The 19,673-nt window shown below is 61.3% G+C and carries 23 protein-coding genes and 1 pseudogene; 17 read left to right on the forward strand and 7 right to left on the reverse strand.

Features of this window, described 5'->3' with window-relative positions; all coding sequences use genetic code 11:
- Window positions 1-34: 34 nt before the first annotated feature.
- Entirely contained in the window at window positions 35-814 is a 780-nt protein-coding gene (locus HACJB3_RS19615) for a hypothetical protein (protein ID WP_148258243.1), read from the reverse strand.
- A gap of 286 nt (window positions 815-1,100) precedes the next feature.
- Between HACJB3_RS19615 and HACJB3_RS19620 the strand changes: the two genes are divergently transcribed.
- The 4 genes and pseudogenes from HACJB3_RS19620 (at window position 1,101) to HACJB3_RS08275 (ending at window position 3,592) form a co-directional block, all read left to right on the forward strand.
- Window positions 1,101-2,591, forward strand: a complete 1,491-nt coding sequence (locus HACJB3_RS19620) for a HEPN domain-containing protein (protein ID WP_148258244.1) — start codon at window positions 1,101-1,103, stop codon at window positions 2,589-2,591.
- Window positions 2,592-2,657: 66 nt separating this feature from the next.
- A pseudogene (locus HACJB3_RS08265) lies at window positions 2,658-3,044 on the forward strand (tripartite tricarboxylate transporter permease); the annotation flags it as partial.
- Between the two features lie 99 nt (window positions 3,045-3,143).
- Window positions 3,144-3,323 (forward strand): HVO_2753 family zinc finger protein, encoded by a 180-nt coding sequence (locus HACJB3_RS08270; protein ID WP_008417465.1) that lies wholly within the window; start codon window positions 3,144-3,146, stop codon window positions 3,321-3,323.
- A gap of 2 nt (window positions 3,324-3,325) precedes the next feature.
- On the forward strand, window positions 3,326-3,592 hold the full coding sequence (locus HACJB3_RS08275) for an elongation factor 1-beta (protein ID WP_008417463.1): 267 nt from the start codon (window positions 3,326-3,328) through the stop codon (window positions 3,590-3,592).
- A gap of 174 nt (window positions 3,593-3,766) precedes the next feature.
- On the opposite strand, the gene HACJB3_RS08280 is transcribed toward HACJB3_RS08275, so the two are convergent.
- Window positions 3,767-4,942, reverse strand: coding sequence for a cystathionine gamma-synthase (locus HACJB3_RS08280; protein ID WP_008417462.1), 1,176 nt, complete (start codon window positions 4,940-4,942; stop codon window positions 3,767-3,769).
- A gap of 88 nt (window positions 4,943-5,030) precedes the next feature.
- Between HACJB3_RS08280 and HACJB3_RS08285 the strand changes: the two genes are divergently transcribed.
- The 11 genes from HACJB3_RS08285 (at window position 5,031) to HACJB3_RS08335 (ending at window position 13,445) form a co-directional block, all read left to right on the forward strand.
- A complete protein-coding gene (locus tag HACJB3_RS08285; RefSeq protein WP_008417460.1) occupies window positions 5,031-5,429 on the forward strand; it encodes a hypothetical protein in 399 nt (132 codons plus the stop codon).
- A gap of 75 nt (window positions 5,430-5,504) precedes the next feature.
- The gene (locus HACJB3_RS08290) at window positions 5,505-5,795 is read left to right on the forward strand and encodes a 50S ribosomal protein L21e (RefSeq protein WP_008417458.1); all 291 of its coding nucleotides are present in this window, start codon (window positions 5,505-5,507) and stop codon (window positions 5,793-5,795) included.
- Window positions 5,792-6,148, forward strand: coding sequence for an RNA polymerase Rpb4 family protein (locus tag HACJB3_RS08295; protein WP_008417456.1), 357 nt, complete (start codon window positions 5,792-5,794; stop codon window positions 6,146-6,148). The genes HACJB3_RS08290 and HACJB3_RS08295 overlap by 4 nt, the downstream gene beginning before the upstream one ends.
- A 41-nt stretch (window positions 6,149-6,189) precedes the next feature.
- Window positions 6,190-6,756 carry a DUF655 domain-containing protein gene (locus tag HACJB3_RS08300; protein WP_008417454.1) on the forward strand — a complete coding sequence of 189 codons (567 nt, stop codon included), beginning with the start codon at window positions 6,190-6,192 and terminating at the stop codon, window positions 6,754-6,756.
- Between the two features lie 38 nt (window positions 6,757-6,794).
- Window positions 6,795-7,628 (forward strand): 16S ribosomal RNA methyltransferase A, encoded by an 834-nt coding sequence (locus HACJB3_RS08305; RefSeq protein ID WP_008417453.1) that lies wholly within the window; start codon window positions 6,795-6,797, stop codon window positions 7,626-7,628.
- Window positions 7,625-8,740 (forward strand): mechanosensitive ion channel family protein, encoded by a 1,116-nt coding sequence (locus HACJB3_RS08310; RefSeq protein WP_008417451.1) that lies wholly within the window; start codon window positions 7,625-7,627, stop codon window positions 8,738-8,740. Before HACJB3_RS08305 ends, HACJB3_RS08310 begins: the two co-directional genes overlap by 4 nt.
- Window positions 8,737-9,312, forward strand: coding sequence for a HemK2/MTQ2 family protein methyltransferase (locus tag HACJB3_RS08315; RefSeq protein ID WP_008417450.1), 576 nt, complete (start codon window positions 8,737-8,739; stop codon window positions 9,310-9,312). Before HACJB3_RS08310 ends, HACJB3_RS08315 begins: the two co-directional genes overlap by 4 nt.
- Window positions 9,313-9,384: 72 nt before the next feature.
- A complete protein-coding gene (locus tag HACJB3_RS08320) occupies window positions 9,385-10,374 on the forward strand; it encodes a hypothetical protein (protein WP_008417449.1) in 990 nt (329 codons plus the stop codon).
- Complete coding sequence (locus HACJB3_RS08325) at window positions 10,371-11,432, forward strand: methionine synthase (protein WP_008417448.1); 1,062 nt, start codon at window positions 10,371-10,373, stop codon at window positions 11,430-11,432. Before HACJB3_RS08320 ends, HACJB3_RS08325 begins: the two co-directional genes overlap by 4 nt.
- A gap of 60 nt (window positions 11,433-11,492) precedes the next feature.
- Window positions 11,493-12,497 (forward strand): PfkB family carbohydrate kinase, encoded by a 1,005-nt coding sequence (locus HACJB3_RS08330; RefSeq protein ID WP_008417447.1) that lies wholly within the window; start codon window positions 11,493-11,495, stop codon window positions 12,495-12,497.
- 108 nt (window positions 12,498-12,605) lie between these two features.
- Window positions 12,606-13,445, forward strand: coding sequence for an aldo/keto reductase (locus tag HACJB3_RS08335; RefSeq protein WP_008417446.1), 840 nt, complete (start codon window positions 12,606-12,608; stop codon window positions 13,443-13,445).
- Window positions 13,446-13,484: 39 nt separating this feature from the next.
- Here the strand turns inward: HACJB3_RS08335 and ndk are convergent, their stop codons facing one another.
- From ndk to rpl7ae, 4 genes are read right to left on the reverse strand one after another with little or no spacing between them, the layout of a single operon-like run.
- A complete protein-coding gene (gene ndk / locus HACJB3_RS08340) occupies window positions 13,485-13,949 on the reverse strand; it encodes a nucleoside-diphosphate kinase (protein ID WP_008417445.1) in 465 nt (154 codons plus the stop codon).
- A complete protein-coding gene (locus tag HACJB3_RS08345) occupies window positions 13,946-14,356 on the reverse strand; it encodes a 50S ribosomal protein L24e (protein WP_013199459.1) in 411 nt (136 codons plus the stop codon). The genes ndk and HACJB3_RS08345 overlap by 4 nt, the downstream gene beginning before the upstream one ends.
- Window positions 14,356-14,580, reverse strand: coding sequence for a 30S ribosomal protein S28e (locus HACJB3_RS08350; protein WP_008417443.1), 225 nt, complete (start codon window positions 14,578-14,580; stop codon window positions 14,356-14,358). Before HACJB3_RS08350 ends, HACJB3_RS08345 begins: the two co-directional genes overlap by 1 nt.
- Before the next feature lie 11 nt (window positions 14,581-14,591).
- Entirely contained in the window at window positions 14,592-14,954 is a 363-nt protein-coding gene (gene rpl7ae, locus HACJB3_RS08355) for a 50S ribosomal protein L7Ae (protein ID WP_008417441.1), read from the reverse strand.
- Between the two features lie 381 nt (window positions 14,955-15,335).
- On the opposite strand from rpl7ae, the gene tmcA reads away from it, so the two are divergent.
- Together tmcA and HACJB3_RS20170 are read left to right on the forward strand one after the other, a co-directional pair.
- Window positions 15,336-17,558 (forward strand): tRNA(Met) cytidine acetyltransferase TmcA, encoded by a 2,223-nt coding sequence (gene tmcA / locus HACJB3_RS08360; RefSeq protein ID WP_008417439.1) that lies wholly within the window; start codon window positions 15,336-15,338, stop codon window positions 17,556-17,558.
- Window positions 17,551-17,718 carry a hypothetical protein gene (locus HACJB3_RS20170; protein ID WP_008417438.1) on the forward strand — a complete coding sequence of 56 codons (168 nt, stop codon included), beginning with the start codon at window positions 17,551-17,553 and terminating at the stop codon, window positions 17,716-17,718. Before tmcA ends, HACJB3_RS20170 begins: the two co-directional genes overlap by 8 nt.
- Here the strand turns inward: HACJB3_RS20170 and HACJB3_RS08365 are convergent, their stop codons facing one another.
- Window positions 17,719-19,488: a glutamate--tRNA ligase gene (locus HACJB3_RS08365; protein WP_008417437.1), complete on the reverse strand. Its 1,770-nt coding sequence runs from the start codon at window positions 19,486-19,488 to the stop codon at window positions 17,719-17,721. It abuts the gene before it with no gap.
- Window positions 19,489-19,673: the final 185 nt, after the last annotated feature.

Raw genomic sequence — 19,673 nt, forward strand, 5'->3', positions numbered from 1 at the left:
TAATTGCTCTTACTTTGTTTTTCGAATAATCATGTTATGCTTCCTGATTTCTATGCTGCGCTATTTCTGATTCACTCATCTCGTATCCCTTAACGTATTGTTCTCGAATTGACCCCAGCTTGCGTGAAATTTCTTCATTCGATTCCTGAATATTATCAGCCATATCTCGTAACTGCTCAAAATCCTCTTGGAATCGTTCCTTAGCTCTGATTCCGGGTATCAGGCAGTAAATAACATCTATATTACTATCCATCCCGCCTCGTCGTATTTTCGGCAAACCCACGTCAAGAATAGTGGTTGAATAGTATCTTGCAGTCTCTTCATTCCTGATAACGTTAATGTTCCGGAAGAGATGTTCTGAGTTTTCAAGTAGATATGTCTTAAGAGAATTTTTGAGGCCATTCCGGAGATCCGAATAACGTCTTATCAACTGATTGTAGGAATCTATATCTTCCCTGAAATCAGAATAATCCGTCGTCAAATCATTCTGGATATGTTCTTCTGGCTCAAGCTGCTGTATCGGACGATAGGGTTGAATATCTATCAACGGAGATTCAGAGGAAAACTCGTTTTTTGAATTATTTAAATATTTATTGTGATTGTCCAACTTATCTCGGAGATCATCCATATAGGATACCAAATATACACTTGATGATCGGCTTTCTGAGGGGAAATTTGATTTTTTGTCAGTAATTCTATTCCAAGAACGGCTGAAGAAAGGATCAACGAGCCAGTTATAGATTATAGCACCAAGAATGGAAACACCGAGGGTCACCCCAATAGTCATAAAGCTAAATCCCGTTTCAATACCCATCTCTAATCAATCATATACCACATCACAACAATCTTTCGTCTTTTATGAATCTCCTGTTCACTAATTGCGTTTTTATAGATGAATTGTACTCTCGGCGATAGTCTCTCCAGTAATAGATGTATTGTAACACGAAGTAATATTGAGTATATTCAAATACGATCTTAGCATTATCTAATCTATTTTACGCGCGCCTTCTACTGACGATTTATATATCGAGAGGACATTTGATGACCTTCTATAAAATCATGTACATAAGGTACAAGCATCGAGAATCTCACAATGATATATGGAAAATAAGAACGAAGAAATCAAATCCTCCATTGAGAGAGCAGTCAGAAAATTCATGGTTATGGCTGGTCGAAAAATGGATGCTTTCTTAATCGGTATTCCAGAGCGCCGTGTATTCCTACCTGTAGATGATGGTATAGAAGAATGCAACGTTACTGATTATAGAAAATTAGTACATAATGCAATACCATATGATAATGAAATTTTGATAGATACTGCTGAATTGATCCAATACCACGATTTATATGATACTGATAACGTTCCGATAGAGTGGCGGTCCAGAATTATAGACTTTGAAGCAAAAGAATATCAGATTGACGAGGATATAGACATATATAAACATGATTTGATACAACTAACCGGTCTGGTCGCAGAAGCGCAAGGGGATCTTAATTTCGACCAAGAAGTGTTCAATAATGTGTGCGACAATGTTTTTAAAAATATCACCAATAGTATCCGGACGTTTTCCGTCTATTGTCCTATCATGAACTCGCAAGGAGATTTTGAGTCGATTACATTACCGTTAGATTTCAACTTTAAGAATGTTCCAGAAAGGTATAGTATAAACAAATCAGAAATCATACCTATTAATGATAGACATATAGCGGGTTACTATACAGCTGCGGGTCGAAGAAGTATCCCCAGAGTAGATCCCAATTTTGAACATCTAATAAGTCATTTATTAAAAATAGATATTTTAGGAAAACCCGGATACAATGCTTACCGGCAGTATGTCAAAGCTCTTGGAAGATGCCTTCGACTCAGAAGACCCGAATTTGGAGTGGTATATATGGGACCAGCATTCATCCAAGATCATAATATTCTTCCACATCGGTTTAACATTCCCCAATTCAGTTCGATAAGTCCTTCTGAATTATCGGTAGAACATACGTATACTACGGAAACCTATGGTCTATCAGCGTGGGATAGATATACAATTAATGAAGAGGAAGTCGAAGAACTTGAGAGATTTATAAACCGATATCTAAAGCATCTTAATGCAGAATATGATACAGAACTTTCAGGAACGATTCGAAGATATGATAAAATGTTTTCGAATTTATACATAGAAGATAAATTGGTGGATTGTGCAATAGGGTTGGAAGGGAGTCTCTTACGAGATATAGGAAACACCTCTTCGTTCACATTTCGGTTGAAGCTACGAGGAAACGCCCTTTTGCAATCTTTGGATGTTAATAGATCCGACATACAAGATTTCTTTAAATCCTTATACTATGTACGAGGAGAGATCGTCCATAATGACCGGAATATCGATAATCTTATTGGAAATATAGATTATCAACCACCTACCGTTTCAGAAAATTCTTTGGCTATTGACTATTCTACATTCGCCAAAAGAGTATTAGCAGATACGATTATCTCTTATATTGATATAGACATTGATCTTGGAATGGGTGTTACTGAGACAAATAAGATGATTGATGACGAATTATTGAATACTCGCATAGAGTTTGATAGCGTCGAATAAATCAGACATGATCATATTGTAGTCGTATACGAATCTGGTAATACGACGTAATACTGTATATAACCAAACACGATCTTCGCGCTGTTCGCACTCGTGGCTCTGGGCGCACCCCGAACGGGCGTGCTCGTCGCCGTCGAACGCGCCGACGTCCCGTTGAACCTGCCGGTGCTCCTTTCTGCCGTCGCTATCGCCGCTGCGATCGGGTTCGTCCTCGTCCTCGTCGTCGGCGACTGGTATCTGCGGGCTATCGGCCGGGTCGATCATACCAAACTCTGTGTCGGTATCCTCGCCCTGCTCGTGGTTCTCTCCTACGTCTTTGCGGGCACGATCGGGATCGTCGTGTTCTTCGTCAGTGCGATCGTCGGGTTCATTCCCGTTCGCTTCGGCGCGAACCGCGTTCATCTGATGGGCGTGCTGATCGCCCCGATCGCGCTGTTTTACTACGGGCTCTGATCCCGGCGTGAGTCGGTTAGCTCCGTGCCTGCCGGAACGAGTGATACGGATCGGCCGAGAACGACAACGGTTAAAAGCGACGCGACGAAAGGGGGATTCATGAGTCAATCCCAGCAGAAACAGGCACGAAAGTGCGTCTCGTGCGGGATCAACATCTCGGGCACGAACGCCGCCCGGTTCGACTGCCCCGAGTGCGACACCCAGATCTACCGCTGTGCGAAATGCCGAAAGCAGAGCAACCTCTATGAGTGTCCTGACTGCGGTTTCATGGGCCCATAACGATGGGGAAGGTCGCCGCGAAGCTCAAGGTCATGCCCCAGAATCCCGAAATCGACCTCGATGAGCTTCAGGACCGACTCGAAGGCTCGCTTCCCGAGGGCGCGAAGATCAACGGCTTCGAGCGCGACGACGTCGCGTTCGGGCTCGTTGCGCTGCTCCCGACCGTGATCGTCCCCGACGATGCGGGCGGGACGGAGGCCGTCGAGGAGCGCTTCTCGGATGTCGACGGCGTCGAGAGCGTCGAAGTCGAGAACGTCGGCCGCATCTAACGAAAGGCCTCGCGACAGACTGGCGTCTGCCACTCGCTCTTTTCATTTCCGCCAGGAACACAGCACAGTTGTCCGGCCGGACGACTGCTTCGAGTACCAGCCTTTCCCCGTTCGCTCGGAGGCCGACAAGTTGTCGGCCCCCGAGCGAGGCCATCGCCCACCGTGGGAACCTCTTCAATTCACGGCGGTGTCGATCGCCTGCTCCAGATCCGCGATCTGATCCTCGACGTTCTCAAGGCCGACACTTACTCGAATGAGGCTGTCGGTAAGGCCGGCCGCAATGCGCTCTTCTTTGGGGATCGCCGCGTGGGTCATCGGCGCGGGCTGTTCGATCAGGCTCTCGACGCCGCCGAGGCTCTCGGCGAGCGTGAAGACCTCCGTCTCGGTGACGAGCATGCTCGCCTGTTCGAGCGAGCCATCGAGTTCGAAACTGAGCATTCCGCCGAAATCGTCCATCTGCGTGGCCGCGATCTCGTGACCGGGATGGGATTCGAGGCCGGGATAGTAGACCCGCTCGACGGCGTCGTGCTCGTCGAGCCAGCTCGCTATTTTCCGGGCGTTCTCACAGTGGCGGTCCATCCTCACGGGAAGGGTCTTGGTCCCTCGAAGGACGAGAAAACAGTCGAAGGGACCGGGCGTCGCTCCGACCGAATTCTGGTAGAAGCCCAGTCGATCGTCGAGCTCCTCGTCGTCGGTCACGAGCGCGCCGGCGACTACGTCCGAATGACCACCGAGATACTTCGTCAAGGAGTGACAGACGACGTCCGCACCGAGTTCGAGCGGGCGCTGGAGATAGGGCGTCGCGAAGGTGTTGTCGATGGCACAGAGCGCATCGTGTGCGTGGGCGATCTCGCTGGCTCCCGCGATGTCGACGACACTCATCAGGGGGTTGGTCGGGGTTTCGAGCCAGAGCAGTTCTGTGTCCTCTTCGAAGGCGTCCTCGATCTCCGAGAGGTCGGTCATGTCCACGAACGAAAAGTCGATGTCGTACTCCTCGTAGACCTGCGTGAAGATGCGGTGAGTGCCGCCGTAGACGTCCTCACCGGTGACGACGTGATCGCCCGATTCGAGCAAGTTGAGAACCGTGTTGATCGCGCCCATCCCCGAGGAGAAGGCCCGACCATACGCCCCACCTTCGAGTGAGGCGAGGTTCGCCTCAAGATCCGTACGGGTGGGATTCCCGGTGCGTGAGTACTCGTAGCCCCGGTGCTCGCCGGGAGCGTCCTGAACGTACGTGGAGTTCGCGTGGATCGGCGTCATCAGCGCGCCGGTCTCGTCATCAGGGGTCTGGCCGGCGTGGACCGCGCGGGTCTCGATTCGTTTCTCGGTTGGGCCCTCGGAATCGTCCATACCCCCTCTCGTGTGGCGGGGCCGATTACTCTTGTCGTCGGCGTTCGCTGGTCGGTACTCTATTAACACCTCATACACAACCCGGCACATGCGAACGGAAGCGAAGATCCTCGTATTCGATATCGGCGTCTCGCTGCTCGGCATACTCAGTATCGCCTTCAGTTGGTGGATTCAACGCCAACACGACGGGGCTTCCGAGTGGGGACCGTTTTCGTTTCGAGAGGCGATACTGGGTGCAACCTCGTCGATAGCGGTTTCATATGTGTCCGATCACGACTGGTGGGGGGTCCGTCGGAGTCGCAAACGAAGGACGCTGCTCTCGCTCGGCTGGAACGTCTTGTTCCAAAAGCACACCTCGGAGTCCGACTGGTCGTTCGGTCTCGGTAGCGTGCTCGGATCGCTCAGCTATCGGATCTGGTTTGGCATCGTCCGTCCGATCCCCGAACCTCGGCTGACGTATCGCGGGTTTCTGCGCCGACGGAGCTGACACGCTCGCTCCGGCCGTCGACACCCGCGGATCATACGATTTATAACCGTCACGGGGTAACTCGTCGGTACGACTATGCCGAGTTCAAACGGACCCCTCAACGGCACACGTAAGAAGCTCTCGAACCACCCGCGCGAGCGCGGTACCTCCCCGCCACAGCGCGCGGTCACTCGCTTCGAGGAGGGCCAGCGCGTCCACCTCAAGATCGACCCGAGCGTCCCCGACGGGCGCTTCCATCCCCGATTCAACGGCCACACCGGCGTCGTCGCCGGCGAGCAGGGCACGGCCTACAAGGTCGAGATCACCGACGGCGGCAAGCGAAAGACCCTGATCGCAAAGCCCGCCCACCTGCGCGCTCAGGAATGACGATCTTCAAGGAGGTACTCGGCGAGGAGTATCTCACCGTCTCGGAGACCAAGGCGTTGCTCTCGGAGGTCGAAGCCGAGCGTGCTGCCGATCCCGATCGGGAGATGCGCTATGAACTCGCGCGTGCGATCGAGCACGTCAACCGCTTTACCGTCCTCTCGCCGGAGGACGCCCAGGCGCTTGTCTCGGACCTTGAGGCCCTCGAGAAGGTCAACGAGTCGACGGCCTACAAGATCGCCGACCTCCTGCCGCGGGACCGGGACGAACTGCGATCCGTCTACGCCCAAGAGCGCTATTCGCTCTCGGGTGAGGAACTCGACGAGGTCCTAAACGTCGTCTCGCAGTACGCGTAAGTCGGCCGACCGTTTAAGTGGCCGCTTCGCGTACAACCGCCATGAGCGAGAGCGACGTTACCCCCTCGGAGGACGCGATCGTCCTCGATTATCTCCCCCATGGCCGCGCCGACGACGACCGGCCCGGCTATCAGAAACCGCCGATCGCGTTCGCCCTCGATGGGGATGAGTTCTCCCTCCACGAGTTGACGCTCACCGACGACGCCGACCTCAAGATCGGGGACCGGTTCGATGTCTCGACCCCGCCCGAGGGCGTCGATAGCGTTCGCCCAATCGAGTACGGCGACCTCTCGGGGGGCGCCCGATCGGAACTGGAGTACGTCATCGAAGACCTCATCGACGAGGAGGAAGACCGGTTCGTCGCCATCTACAACGAGGCCCAGCCGATCACCCTCCGACTCCATCAGCTCAATCTGCTGCCGGGGATCGGCAAGAAACTCAGAAACACGATCCTCGACGAGCGAAAGCGAAAGCCCTTCGAGAGCTTCGAGGAGATCGACGAGCGAGTCACCGGTCTGCACGACCCGAAAAGCGTGCTCGTCGACCGGATCCTCGAGGAACTGCGCGAGGACGAACTCAAATACCGGCTGTTCGCCCGCGGGGAATAACGAGAGGTTTACACCGAACGGCCGTCTACGCCCGAAAAATGAGAGACCCGGACGGACTGCTCGCGCGTGCGGGCGTTCGCGGCGATCCGAACGCCGACCAGCACTTCCTCATCGACGACCGGGTGCTCGACCGGCTCCCGACGTATGCCACGGCGATCGACGCTGACCTCTCGCACGTACTGGAGATCGGCGCCGGTCCCGGCGCGCTGACCGACCGGCTCTGTCGCGTCGCGGACCGCGTCACCGCCGTCGAGCGCGATCCCGACCTCGTCTCGTTTCTCCGCCGCGAGTTCGCCGACGAGATCGCCGACGGGACGCTTTCGGTGGTCGAGGGCGACGCTCTCGACGTATCGCTTCCGGAGTTCACGGCCTGTCTCTCGAACCTGCCCTACGGCGTCTCGAGTCAGATCGCCTTTCGACTGTTTCCCAGAAAGCGCCCGCTCGTGTTGATGTTCCAGCGGGAGTTCGCAGAGCGGATGGTGGCCGAACCGAACACGCCCGAGTACGGCCGCCTCTCGGTGTCAGCACAGCACTACGCCGATCCCGAGATCGTCGAGACCGTCCCGAAGGAGGCCTTTTCGCCCCCGCCGGCGGTCGAGAGCGCACTCGTCCGGGCGCGCCCGAGAGATCCCGAGTACACCGTCTCGGACGAGGCCTTCTTCCTCCGATTCGTCAAGGCGCTGTTCACCCAGCGACGAAAGACCCTTCGGAACGCGATCCGCAACACGGGCCACATCTCCGGACTCGAGGATCCCGATGCGGTCGTCGAGGCGGCCGACGAGGACCTCATGGGGAGGCGGGCGGGGACCCTGGCCCCGACGGAGTTCGCCGCGCTCTGTGAACTGGCGCTCGAGCGGGGTGAGCCGGGGTGAACGAGTTGCTCGCGGGGTTGGACGTACTGGCCGAGCGCTACCCGGCGGTGCCGACGCGGATCGCGATCACGCTTCTGGCTATCGGGGTCGTCTCGCTGGTGAGTTGGAGCGTCGCCCGTCTGCGTCGGTTCCCCGAGGACGAGGTGCACTCGACGGTCGTTGATCTGGCGGGCTCGATCGTCATCGCCGGCTCGCTCGTGGGCGCGACCGCCGTCGTGATCGGGGTCTGGGGGCAGGCGAGCACAGTCGCGTTCGCGCTCGCCCGGGCGAACGTCGACACCGCGACGTTCGGGCGCCTGTTGCTGACCGTCGGCCTGTTCGCCGGAACGCTCGTCTTCGTGCGATTCCTTCGGGGACTGATCTCGGAGTTGCTGAGCGGTCACGAGACGGTCAGCGAACACCAACTCGAGGTGACCTACCGGCTCACGCAGATCGGAAGCTACATCCTCGCCGTCCTCGTCGCCCTCGGCCTCTGGAACGTCGACCTGAGCGGGCTGTTGATCGGGGCGGGCGTGCTGGGGGCGATCCTCGGGCTCGCGGCCCAGCAGACGCTCGCGTCGATCTTCGCGGGGTTCGTCCTCATGTTCTCGCGGCCCTTCGAGATCGGCGACTGGATCGAGATCAGCGATCAGGAGGGAATCGTCAGCGACATCACCATCGTCAGCACCCGGATCCAGACGTTCGACGGCGAATACGTGATCGTCCCCAACGACGAGGTGAGCGCCCAGACGATCAACAACCGCTCGAAAAAGGGCCGCCTTCGCCTTCGGGTCCCGGTCGGGGTCGATTACGATACCGATCTGGACCGGGCCGAGTCGGTCATCCGAGAGGCGATCGACGACCTCGAATTGCTCATGCGGGTCCCCACCCCCCAGATCGTCGTCACGGAGTTCGGCGACTCCTCGATCGACTTCGAGGTCCGCTTCTGGATCGACAAGCCGAGCGCCCGGCGACGCTGGCGGGCCAAACAGGCCGTGATCAAGGCGATCAACGCCGCCTTCGACCGCGAGGACGTCTCGATCCCGTTCCCACAGCGCGAACTGTCGGGTCGCCACGGGACCTTCGGGAACGACGAATCCGCCCCGTCGCGGGCGGCCGAGGGCGACCCGTGACCCGCGATCTGGCCGACCGGCGCGGGGTCGAAACCGAGGTCTACGGGGCCGCCGAGGACTCCGAACTGCTCGCCGGGGCCGCGGCCGACCTCGTCGGATCCGGGTGGACGGTGCTGGACTGTGGCACCGGTTCGGGACACGTCGGCGTGCGAATGAGGAAAGCAGGCGCTCGGGTGATCGCCTCGGACCTCAACCCTCACGCCTGCGAGCGGGCCCGCGAGGCGGGACTCGAAGCCGTCCGAGGGGATCTGCTCGATCCCTTCCGGTCTGGCGTCTTCGACGCCGTGGCGTTCAATCCACCCTACCTGCCGACCGAACCGGAAACCGAGTGGGACGACTGGATGGAGGTCGCACTCTCCGGGGGTCAGTCGGGTCGGGCGGTAATCGAGCCGTTTCTGGACGGGGTGGGACGGGTCCTCGCGCCCGACGGGATCGCCCTGTTGCTCGTCAGCAGCTTAACGGGCTACGAGTCGGTCCTCGGATACGCCGGGGACCGGGGCTTCGAGACGAGCGTCGTCGCCGAGGAGTCGTTCCCGTTCGAGACGCTCTCGGTGGTGGCGCTGACGCGGTGATATCCCATATTACTCATATGCATCACACAGAATAAGAAATATTAAACACTCGCATCACGTAGCGCCGAGGAGATGACCGTAGTCACGACGACACCGGGATTGTATCCGCTCCCGGACTGGGCGAAGGACTCGCTGTCGAGTCTGAAGGGCCACCAGAAAGGCGACCTGATCGGGGACGACGAGGACGAGGAGATCACCGCGGTCTACGACGAGGTCCGCGAGGAGTTCCTCGCCGATCAGCGCGAGGCCGGCCTCGACCTCGTCACCGAGGGCCAGGCGCGCTGGGACGACATGCTCGCCCACCCGCTTGCGGTCCACGAAAACGTCGAAACCCGCGGGATCGTCCGGTACTACGACAACAACAACTTCTATCGCGATCCGGTCGTGACCGGCGAGCTGACCGAAAGTGGCGACGTCGCACGCGAGCTCGAAACGGCGAGCGAGTACACCGACTCGCTGCAGGCCGTGCTTCCGGGTCCGTACTCGCTCGCGGATCTCGCGAGCAACGAACACTACCGCGAGAACGAGTTCCTCGACGTCATCGCCGAGTTCCTCGCCGGCGAGATCGGGGCGTTTCCGGACCACGAGACGCTGTTTTTGCTCGAACCCTCGCTGGTCGAGAACTCGCCCGAGGACGGGGAAGACGAGCGCGCAAGCGAGGCGATCGACCGCGTGGCCGCGGCGACCGACGCCGACGTGATCGTTCACACCTACTGGGGGGCGCTCGAAGAGAAGGTCCACGCCCACCTGCTCGACGCCGACATCGACGCCGTCGGCTACGACTTCGTCAGCGACGTCGAGGACAACCTCTACAACATTCAGGAGTACGGCACCAAGGACTCGATCGTGCTCGGCCTGCTCGACGGGCAGAACACACTGGTAGAAAGCCCCGAGACGATCGCCGAACGGATCGACTGGATCGGCGAGCGCCTGCCCGCCGAGGAGTTCGACACCACCTACGTGAGTACCAACACCGAGCTGTTCTACCTGCCCGAGAACAAATACAAAGAAAAGCTCGCGGCGCTTGGTGAGGTCGCTGCCCGAGAGGAGGTGACGGCATGAACAATCGAGAACAGTTTCGTCGACCGGATCACGACAACGAGACGTTCATCCTCACCACCGTCGTCGGCAGCTACCCCAAGCCGAAATGGCTCCACCGGGTTCGTGACCTCTGGGAGGACGAGGAAGCGAACTTCGACGACGAGAACTGGGCGGAGGCCACCGACGACGCCGCCCGTGTCATCACCGACGAACACGAGCGCGCCGGGCTCGACGTGCTGGTCGACGGCGAAGTTCGACGCAACGAGATGGTCGAGTTCTTCGCCCACCGGATCGAGGGCTACGAGTTTAACGGCCCCGTCAAGGTCTGGGGACACAACTACTTCGATAAGCCCTCGGTCACCCGCGAGGTCGCCTACGACGAGAGCTGGCTGGTAGAGGAGTACGAATTCGCCGCCGACCTCACCGACAGGCCAGTGAAGGTCCCGATCACGGGGCCGTACACGCTGGCGAACTGGTCGTTCAACGAGGCCTACGAGACCGAGGAGGAACTGGTCTACGATCTGGCCGACCTCGTCAACGAGGAGATCGAAAAGCTCGTCGAGGCCGGCGCACGCTACATCCAGATCGACGAGCCCGCACTGGCGACGACGCCCGACGACCACGCGATCGTCGGCAAGGCTTTAGAGCGTATCGCCGAGGACATCCACGAGGACGTCTATCTGGGGCTGCACGTCTGTTACGGCGACTATTCGAGAATTTACCCCGAGATCCTCGACTATCCGGTCGACGAGTACGACCTCGAACTCGCCAACGGCGACTACGAGCAACTCGACGTCTTCACCGACCACGAGTTCACCGGCAACCTCGCGCTGGGCGTCACCGACGTCCACGTCGCCGAGGTCGAGTCGGTCGCGGAGATCAAGGAGAACATTTTGAAGGGTCTCGAAGTGGTCCCGGCGGATCGACTGACGATCTCGCCCGACTGTGGGCTGAAGCTACTGCCGCGTGACATCGCGTACGGGAAGATGGCGAACATGGTACAGGCCGCCCGCGAGGTCGAAGCCGAGATCGACAACGGCGAGATCGAGGTCGCGCGCACGCCTGCGAGCGCGGACTGAAGCCGGACCGGCCGACCACGACCTGCGTCCCTTTTCATTCGCGCGCCCGTTTCGAAGCGCATGAGTTACGACGAACTGTCCGAGGTGCTCGCGTCCGAGAACGGGACCCGGACGATCACTGCCTTCCCGGACGGCAGCGTCGATGTCTACTACAGTGCCTACGACGTCCACGGCGACCCCATCGAGGACAGAGCGGGGTTCGCAGAACGCCTCCTAGAGGACCCGCCGGCGTTTCCCGTCACGCGCGAGTCGACCGAGCCCGGCGGGCAGGCGGTCAACACGGCGATCCAGGCCGACGCGCTCGGCGATTCCGTGACTCTGTTCGGCCACCTCGACCATCCCGCCTTCGAGGGGCTCGGCTTCGAGACGCGATCGATGGGTGAGCCCTCGCGCGTCGCGGTCTATCCCTTCGACGAGGACGTGCTCTTCGCCGAGCGATCCCCCGAACTCGCGGCGTGGACGCTCGGCGATCTCCGTACCGCAGCGGCCGATTTCGAGGGCGCGCTCGAAGCCGACGTCGTCTCCTGTGGCAACTGGGTATCGGTCACCGGGATGACGGAGGTGCTTCGAGGGCTGGCCGTGGAGTCGATCGACGGCAACGCGTTCCTGTTCGATCCGGGAGCGATCTCGATCCGTTCTGAGGGGGCGATCCACGAGCTGTTCTCGGCGCTCGCCGGCCTTGAATCGACTTACGACGTCGTGTTGAGCGTCAACGGTACGGAGCTTGCGGCCGGGGCGGCGGCACTCGGTTTCTCCGGCGGTCGACGCGAACGACTTTCGGCGCTCAGATCCGAGACGGGGATCTCCGCGGCGGTACTCCACGCTGGCTCGGCGGCAGTCGCGGCCACCCCCGAGGGCGTCGTTTCCGTCCCTACTCGACCCGTCGAAGAACCGGTCCGGGAAACGGGGGCCGGCGACCGGTTCGATGCCGGCCTCGCCTACGCGCTCGCGCGCGACTGGGACTGGGATCTCGCGCTCGCGCTGGGCAACGCGTGTGCGGCCCACTACGTCGCGACGGCCCGGACGGCCGATCGAGAGACGCTGCGGGCGCGACTCCGATCATGACCGACACGATAGGAGGTGAATGGAGCTCCCCGACCCCATTTGCGCGCGGATCGATCCGTGGCTGCATGAACCATTAAGTGAGTCTGTGTGCCCTTTCTAGGCGATTCGATGACTGTACCATCTTCAACGCTGCCGAGCGGCGATTCGATCCCGACCGTTGGCCTCGGGACGTGGGACATCGCGGGCGAAACCGTCGAGGAGTCCGTGCGCGCGGCGCTCGACGCCGGCTACAGCCACATCGACACCGCCGAGGGCTACATGAACGAGACCGAGATCGGCGGCGTCCTAGCCGACTACGACCGCGAGGACGTCTTTCTCACCTCCAAAGTGCTCCCGTCGAACCTCGCGTACGAGTCCGTCATCGAGGCCTGCGAGGCCTCGCTCAATCGGCTGGGGACCGACTACCTCGACCTATACCTGATCCACTGGCCCAACCCCGCGATCTCGCTTCGCGAGACCCTGAACGGGATGGCACGGCTTCACGAGCGCGGGCTGGTCCGGAACGTCGGCGTCTCCAATTTCAGTGCCTACCAGCTCAGCGCCGCCCAGCACGTCTCGGAGGTCCCCATCGCCGTCAACCAGATCGAGTTCCATCCCTGGTTCCAGCGCCCCGACCTCGTCGAGTACTGCCGGGAGACCGACACGGTCATCGAGGCGGCGGCGCCGCTGGCCCGGACGGGGGTTTTCGAGGACGATACGATCGGGGAACTCGCACAGAAATACGACACCTCGCCCGCTCAGGTCGCTCTTCGTTGGGCGATCGAGAAGGATGTCGTCGTCCTCCCTAAGTCCTCCTCGGCCGAACACGTCCGTGAGAACCTCACGGTCCTCGACTGGGAACTCGACGAAGAAGACCACCGACGGCTCGACGGGATCGACCGCGACCAGCCCTGTTACGACACCGGGGCGAGAGACTGGTCAGACGACGTCTACGGGATCTCGCAGTAAACCACTGAAACGGGCTGTCGGCGGGGCGAGCGAACCGGTCTACTCGTAGAGCCAGTTCTCGTCGATGCGCTCGTAGTCGAGCAGCTCCTCCTCATCGAAGAAGAGGTCGATCTCGCGCTCGTTTGCGCCCTCGTCCTCGTGGTCCGACCCGTGGACGACGTTGCGACCCAGATCCAGTCCGAAATCGCCGCGGATGGTACCGGGCGCGGAGTCGGCCGGATCGGTCTCGCCCATCATGTCCCGGACCTGTCGGGTTGCGTCCTGGCCCTCCCAGACCATCGCGAAGACCGGCCCGGAGGTGATGAAGTCGACCAGCCCCTCGAAGAAGGGCTTGCCCTCGTGCTCGCCGTAGTGTTCGTGGGCGAGCTCCTCGTCGATCCGCATGAACTTCCCGCCGGCGAGCTTGAGGCCGCGGTCCTCGAATCGGGTGACGATCTCGCCGATCAACCCCCGTTGAACGCCGTCGGGCTTGATCATCACGAAGGTGCGCTCGTTCTCACTCATTCTTCGGTGGCCTCGTCGTCCTCCTCGTCGACGGTCTCTGCCTGTTCGGCGCCGTCGTCGCTCTCGACGTCGCTGTCCTCAGCGGTGACCGCCTCCGCGGTCTCCTCGTCGGTATCGACCGTGGCTTCCTCCTCGGTGGCGGCGACTTCGGTACCGTCCTCGCCGGCGTCCGCCGCCGTCGATTCGGTCCCCGCGTCGGCCTTCTCGGCGGCGCGCGCACGGCCTTCCTTCTCGGCACGGCCCGCGGCGGTCCACTCTAGGTCGCGCGCTTCCCGTCCGAGGAAGTAGTTCTTCTCCGCCTTCGAGTCGACGAAGTTGAGCACGGTACCGTCGGTTCGGACGAACATGACGCCCGTGCCGGGTTCGATCTCCTCGCCGGTGTAATCGCAGGTACGTGTCTCGACCATCATTGACCCCCGATGGAGTCGGCCTCCCGGGCGGTCTCGCGAAGCTGCAGGACGTCGCCTTCGCGGACCGGGCCCAAGACGTTTCGCGTGATGATGCGTCCTTGGTTCTCGCCTTCACGGATGCGACATTTGACCTGCATGGCCTCGCCGTGCATCCCCGTCTTGCCGACGACCTCGATGACCTCTGCGGACGTCGAGTCGTCAGTGGTCTCCTCTGCGCTCATCCTCTCTCACCTCAGCGAAGGTCCTCGACCTTCTTCCCGATGTCCTCGACCTCGCTTTCGGCCTCGCCGGCGTCCGTGATCGCGGCGGCCGCCGAGCCGACTTCGAGGCCCGCGGCGTGGCCGACGTCGTCCTGAGTCTCGACGAAAACGAAGGGGATACCCTTCTCGTCGGCGAGCTCGGGGAGGTGCAGCACGATCTCCTCGGGCTGGACGTCCTCGGCGATGACGACGAGAGATGCGTTGCCACGCTCGATCGCTTTGGTCGTTTCGTTGGTACCTTTCTTTACCGAACCTGTGTCTCGGGCGACCTCGAGGGCCTCGAGGGCGTCCTCTTGAAGGTCGGCCGGGACGTCGAAGTTGACGTATACTGGCATTGTGATCTCCTCCTGCACGCGGGCTCTCGCTCCCCTGCCTGATAGATCCTAGACGGCTAGGAGCCTCATGACCCCGCGCAGGCTGTAGACTTCAGTAGCGCACCACCCCATAAAAGCGTGTTCAAACGGTAGAGGCCGTGTGAGCCGGACACACGAAAATAGTCATAACGTGTTTGTATGTGGAATAAAGGACGACGGTCACGAACGGTCGAAAACCGGATCGGAGCGATAGCCACCGCTTCCGGCGTCCCCATCGTAGCTGTCTACAGCCCCTTCATCGGAAACGTCCTTTTAGCGGTCTTCGCAGTCGAGCGCTACGTGGACCGTCGGTAGCGCGACCGGAGGGGAAACGGCCATACGGCGGCGTTTCCAAACCGGGATATGGACCCCGTCGCGGTCGCCACCGCCCTCCTCGCGGAGGCACGTGAGACGAACGAGCGCCGACTGCTCGTGCTCGCTGGCGACCGCGAACGCGGGTTCGACGCTCTCCAGGAGATTCTCGATGCGCTCCCGGTCGGCGTCTCGGATACCGTCCTCGTAAGCGACCGGGAGGGTGTCCCCTGCGAGCGGATCGACCCGAAACGAACGACGGCGTTGCTCGGGACCACCCGCGAGATCGTCGGTTACGACGCCCACGACCGATTCGAACCGAACGCGCTCGGACGGCTCACGGGCGTCGTCAACGGCGGCGGCTTGCTGATCCTGCTCGCCCCGGCTCTAGAGACCTGGTCCGACCGGCGCGATGGGTTCGACGCGACGCTTGCGGTCCCGCCGTTCGAGAGGGCTGACGTAACCGGGCGGTTTCGCGACCGGTTGGTCTCGCTTCTCCGTACCCACCCCGGAATCGCCATCGCGAACGTCGATACCGATGACACGGAGTGCGACGGGCTGACCCATCCGTCAACGCGGCTCGCCGAAACGTCGATAGCACTCCCCGACGACCACGTGTTCCCCGAAGCGGCCTACGAGGCCTGCCTGACGGGCGATCAGGTCGAGGCGCTGTCGGCGCTCGAAGCCCTTCGCGAGGGGCGCCGGGCGGTCGTGATCGAGGCCGACCGCGGCCGGGGGAAATCGAGCGCAGCGGGACTGGCTGCGGGTGCGCTGGCGGCCGCGGGCGAGGACGTACTCGTGACCGCCTCGGACGCCCGAAACGCAGCCGAGGTGTTCGCACGTGCACGGGAACTGCTCGATGGGGCGCTGACTCGCGACGACGAGCGCCGCCTCGAAACCGCAGCCGGGGGGCGGGTGCGGTTCGCTAGTCCCCTGGACGCAGCCGATGCCGATCCGGACGTACTGATCGTCGACGAGGCGGCTGCGCTCCCGGTACGGGTCCTCGAACGCTGTCTCGAGAACGAGCGGGTCGCGTTCGTCACCACGGTCCACGGCTACGAGGGTGCGGGCCGGGGCTTTTCGGTGCGATTTCGTGATCGGCTGGCCGAAAGCGACCACGAACTCCACTCGGTGACGATGATCGACCCCATCCGGTACGCCGCGGGCGATCCCATCGAGGTCTGGGCCTTTCGAGCGCTGTTGCTCGACGCGCGTCCGGCCGTCGATCAGCTGGTCGAGGACGCGACGCCCGAAACCGCCGCGTACCGTCACCTCTCGCGGACCGACCTCGCCGCCGACGAGATACTCCTCCGGGAAACGTTCGGCCTGCTCGTCGCAGCCCACTACCGGACCGAGCCCAACGACCTCGCCCGGCTGCTCGACGCGCCGAACCTCACGGTTCGCGCGCTGACGCATGACGGCCATGTCGCAAGCGTCGCGCTGCTGGCTCGCGAGGGGGCTCTCGCGTCCGATACCCGCCGGGAGCTCTATGACGGTGGCCGAGTTCGAGGAAACATGATTCCCGACCTGCTGACGAGCCAGCTTCGCGACGAGGGGGCCGGAAAGCCGGTGGGCTGGCGGGTGCTCCGGATCGCGACCCACGACGCCGTCCGTTCCCAGGGACTCGGCTCTCGGTTGCTCTCGGCGATCCGTGATGAGTTCGCCTCGCGGGCGGACTGGCTCGGTGTCGGCTACGGCGCGACGCCCGAACTCCTCTCCTTTTGGGCCGACAACGGCTTTTCGACCGTCCACCTCTCGACGACCAGAAACGACGCCAGCGGCGAATACTCAGCGATCATGCTCTCGCCGACGAGCGCTCGGGGACAGCGCCTCCACGACCGCCACGCCACGTGGTTCGCCGGGCGGATCGCGGGCGTACTTTCGGACCCCCTCGATGACGCCGACCCGGACGTGATCCGAGCGGCGCTCGCGTCCATCGCGACGGTCGTCGAGCCCGGCCTCACGGAGCGCGACTGGGTGCACGTCGCAAGCGCAGCCTACGGCCCCGGGACCTTCGACGCGTCGCCGGGGAGCTTTCGTCCCCTCGCTATTTCCCATCTGATCGACGGCGAGGCCACACTGACCGACCGACAGGAACGCCTGCTCGTCCGAAAGGTCCTGCAGGGCCACCCGTGGAACGCGGTCGCCGACGAATTGGGGTTCGTCTCGACGCGGATGTGTATGCGCGAACTCGGCGCGTCGTTCGAACCGCTGGTCGACGAGTACGGCAGCGAGGGAGCGCTCGAAGAGAAGCGCCGCTACACCGATGACTGACACCCAAACCTGCGCTGAGGACGGCTGTGAACGGGTCGGTGCCGTCAGACTCCACATCCCGTGGGCCGATGAGCGCGTGGTCTGTACGGCCCACGCTCGCGCGCTCGTCCAACAGGAGGGCGTCGTCGCAGAACCGCTCGACGGGGCCGACTGGGAGTAGTTATGGGTGTGCGAAGTACGCTACCGATTCGTCCTCGGCGTGTTCGTCCCGTGGTGTATCACCGCTCGACCTGTCCTTAGAACGTTGGGCCACGCTGTCCACTCGTGCGAAGCCGATCCGCTCGAACTGCACCATCTCGTCCACGTCCGTTTCGCCGAACTCGGGTTCAACCCGCCCTTCGACATCCCCATCCATCGTCCGCAGCCTGACGGGGGCGCTCTCCTCGACGGGCACCCAGTGGATCACGTCGACGCCCTCCTCGCGCACGGCGTCGATGTCGTCACCCGTAAACACGAACCCTCCGTCCGAGTAGCGCACACAACCGAGGCCTTTGAGCCAGACGCGCTCGCCCTCGCTCGGGACGTCTTCGGGTTCGACGAAGACGGCGTCCCCGACGGGGATCTCGCGGGTGCCCCGTTCCTCGTGATCGGGGTGGCGCGGCGGTTCGGCCACCGCGGGTCCCTCGCCCGAGAGGCCGACCCGCTCGCCCCCGCGTACGAGGAAGTATCTGTCGGCGCCGTCGTCGATCTTCTCCCTGTTTTTCGCGTAGACCGTGCTCATCGCGAGGTCGACGTCGCTGGTCGAGGTACCGAGCTCGATCATCGCCGCCGTCAATGCGTCCCCGCGAATGCCACGCCGGCGCACGCTCGCGATGGTCGGCGCGCGCGGGTCGTCCCAGCCGTCCAACTCGCCGTCCTCGATCAGCTTCTTGATCCGCGAGGTGCTCATTTTCACGTCGTAGGCGTCGATCTGGACGTGCCCCCAGTGGATCACCTCGGGGTACTCCCAGCCGAAGTACTCGTAGAGGAAGCGCTGGCGCTTCGCCGAGTCCTGCAGATCGATCCCGCGGATGATATGCGTAACGCCCGTCAGATGATCGTCGACGCCGGATTGGAAGTCGAGCATCGGCCAGCAACGGTACTCTGCGGCCTCCTCGCGCGGGTGGGGGCGATCGACCATGCGGAAGGCGACCCAATCGCGTAGCGCCGGGTTCTTGTGGGTGATATCGGTGCGCACCCGCAGGACGATCTCGCCAGCGTTGTACTCGCCGGCGACCATTTCCTCGAATTCATCCATACTTTCCTCGACGCTTTTCTCGCGGTGCGGGCAGGCCTCGCCCGAGTTCTTCAGCTCCGAGAACGTCTCGCCGGGGCACGTACAGGTGTAGGCCCCGCCGCGGTCGATCAGCTCCCTCGCATGATCGTAGTAGGTCTCGACGCGGTCCGAGGCACGGACCACCTCGTCGGCCTCGAATCCGAGGTACTCGATGGCCTCGAGGATGGCGTCGTAGGCGTCGAGGTCGGGCCGCTTGGTCTCGGGATCGGTGTCGTCGAACCGACAGAGCATCGACCCGTCGTACCTGTCCTTGTAGGTACCGATCACGGCGGGCATCCGGGCGTGGCCGAGATGCCACGGCCCGTTGGGGTTCGGCGCACAGCGCATCCGGATCTCGTCGTACTCGGCGGCGTTCGGCAGGTCGGGGAGCACGTGCTCGTCGGCTTCGTCCTCGGCTTCGAGTTCCTCGAGGAACTCGGGTGCGAGATCGGCAAGGCGGTCGCGGCGGTCCTCGGGTGCGAGATCGTTGACCCGTGCGGCGACGGGGGCGGCGATTTCGGGAATGTCGCCGCCATGGGGTCGAAAGTCGGGGTTCTCGCCCATCAGCGGCCCCATGATCGCGCCGACGTCGGCGTCGCTCTCGTGCTTGACGGCGTTCATCAGTGCGTGTCGCTCGGCCTCCCGCTCGATCCGCTCTCGAAGCTCCTGGTCCATTACCGAATGGTTCGCACGACCGGGTGAAAAGGAAAGTGATCGGACGCGATAGATCACAGCGGGCGGTACAGGGCTCGGTCAGGTACGCTGTCGATGACGCCTTCAGCACGACGGTGGACCGATTGCGCTCCGCGCGCTCGATTTCTTCGTGAGTGAAACGAACGACGGTTCCGCACGGCTTTCCG

Source organism: Halalkalicoccus jeotgali B3 (genome assembly GCF_000196895.1).
In the GTDB taxonomy this organism is placed as follows: domain Archaea; phylum Halobacteriota; class Halobacteria; order Halobacteriales; family Halalkalicoccaceae; genus Halalkalicoccus; species Halalkalicoccus jeotgali.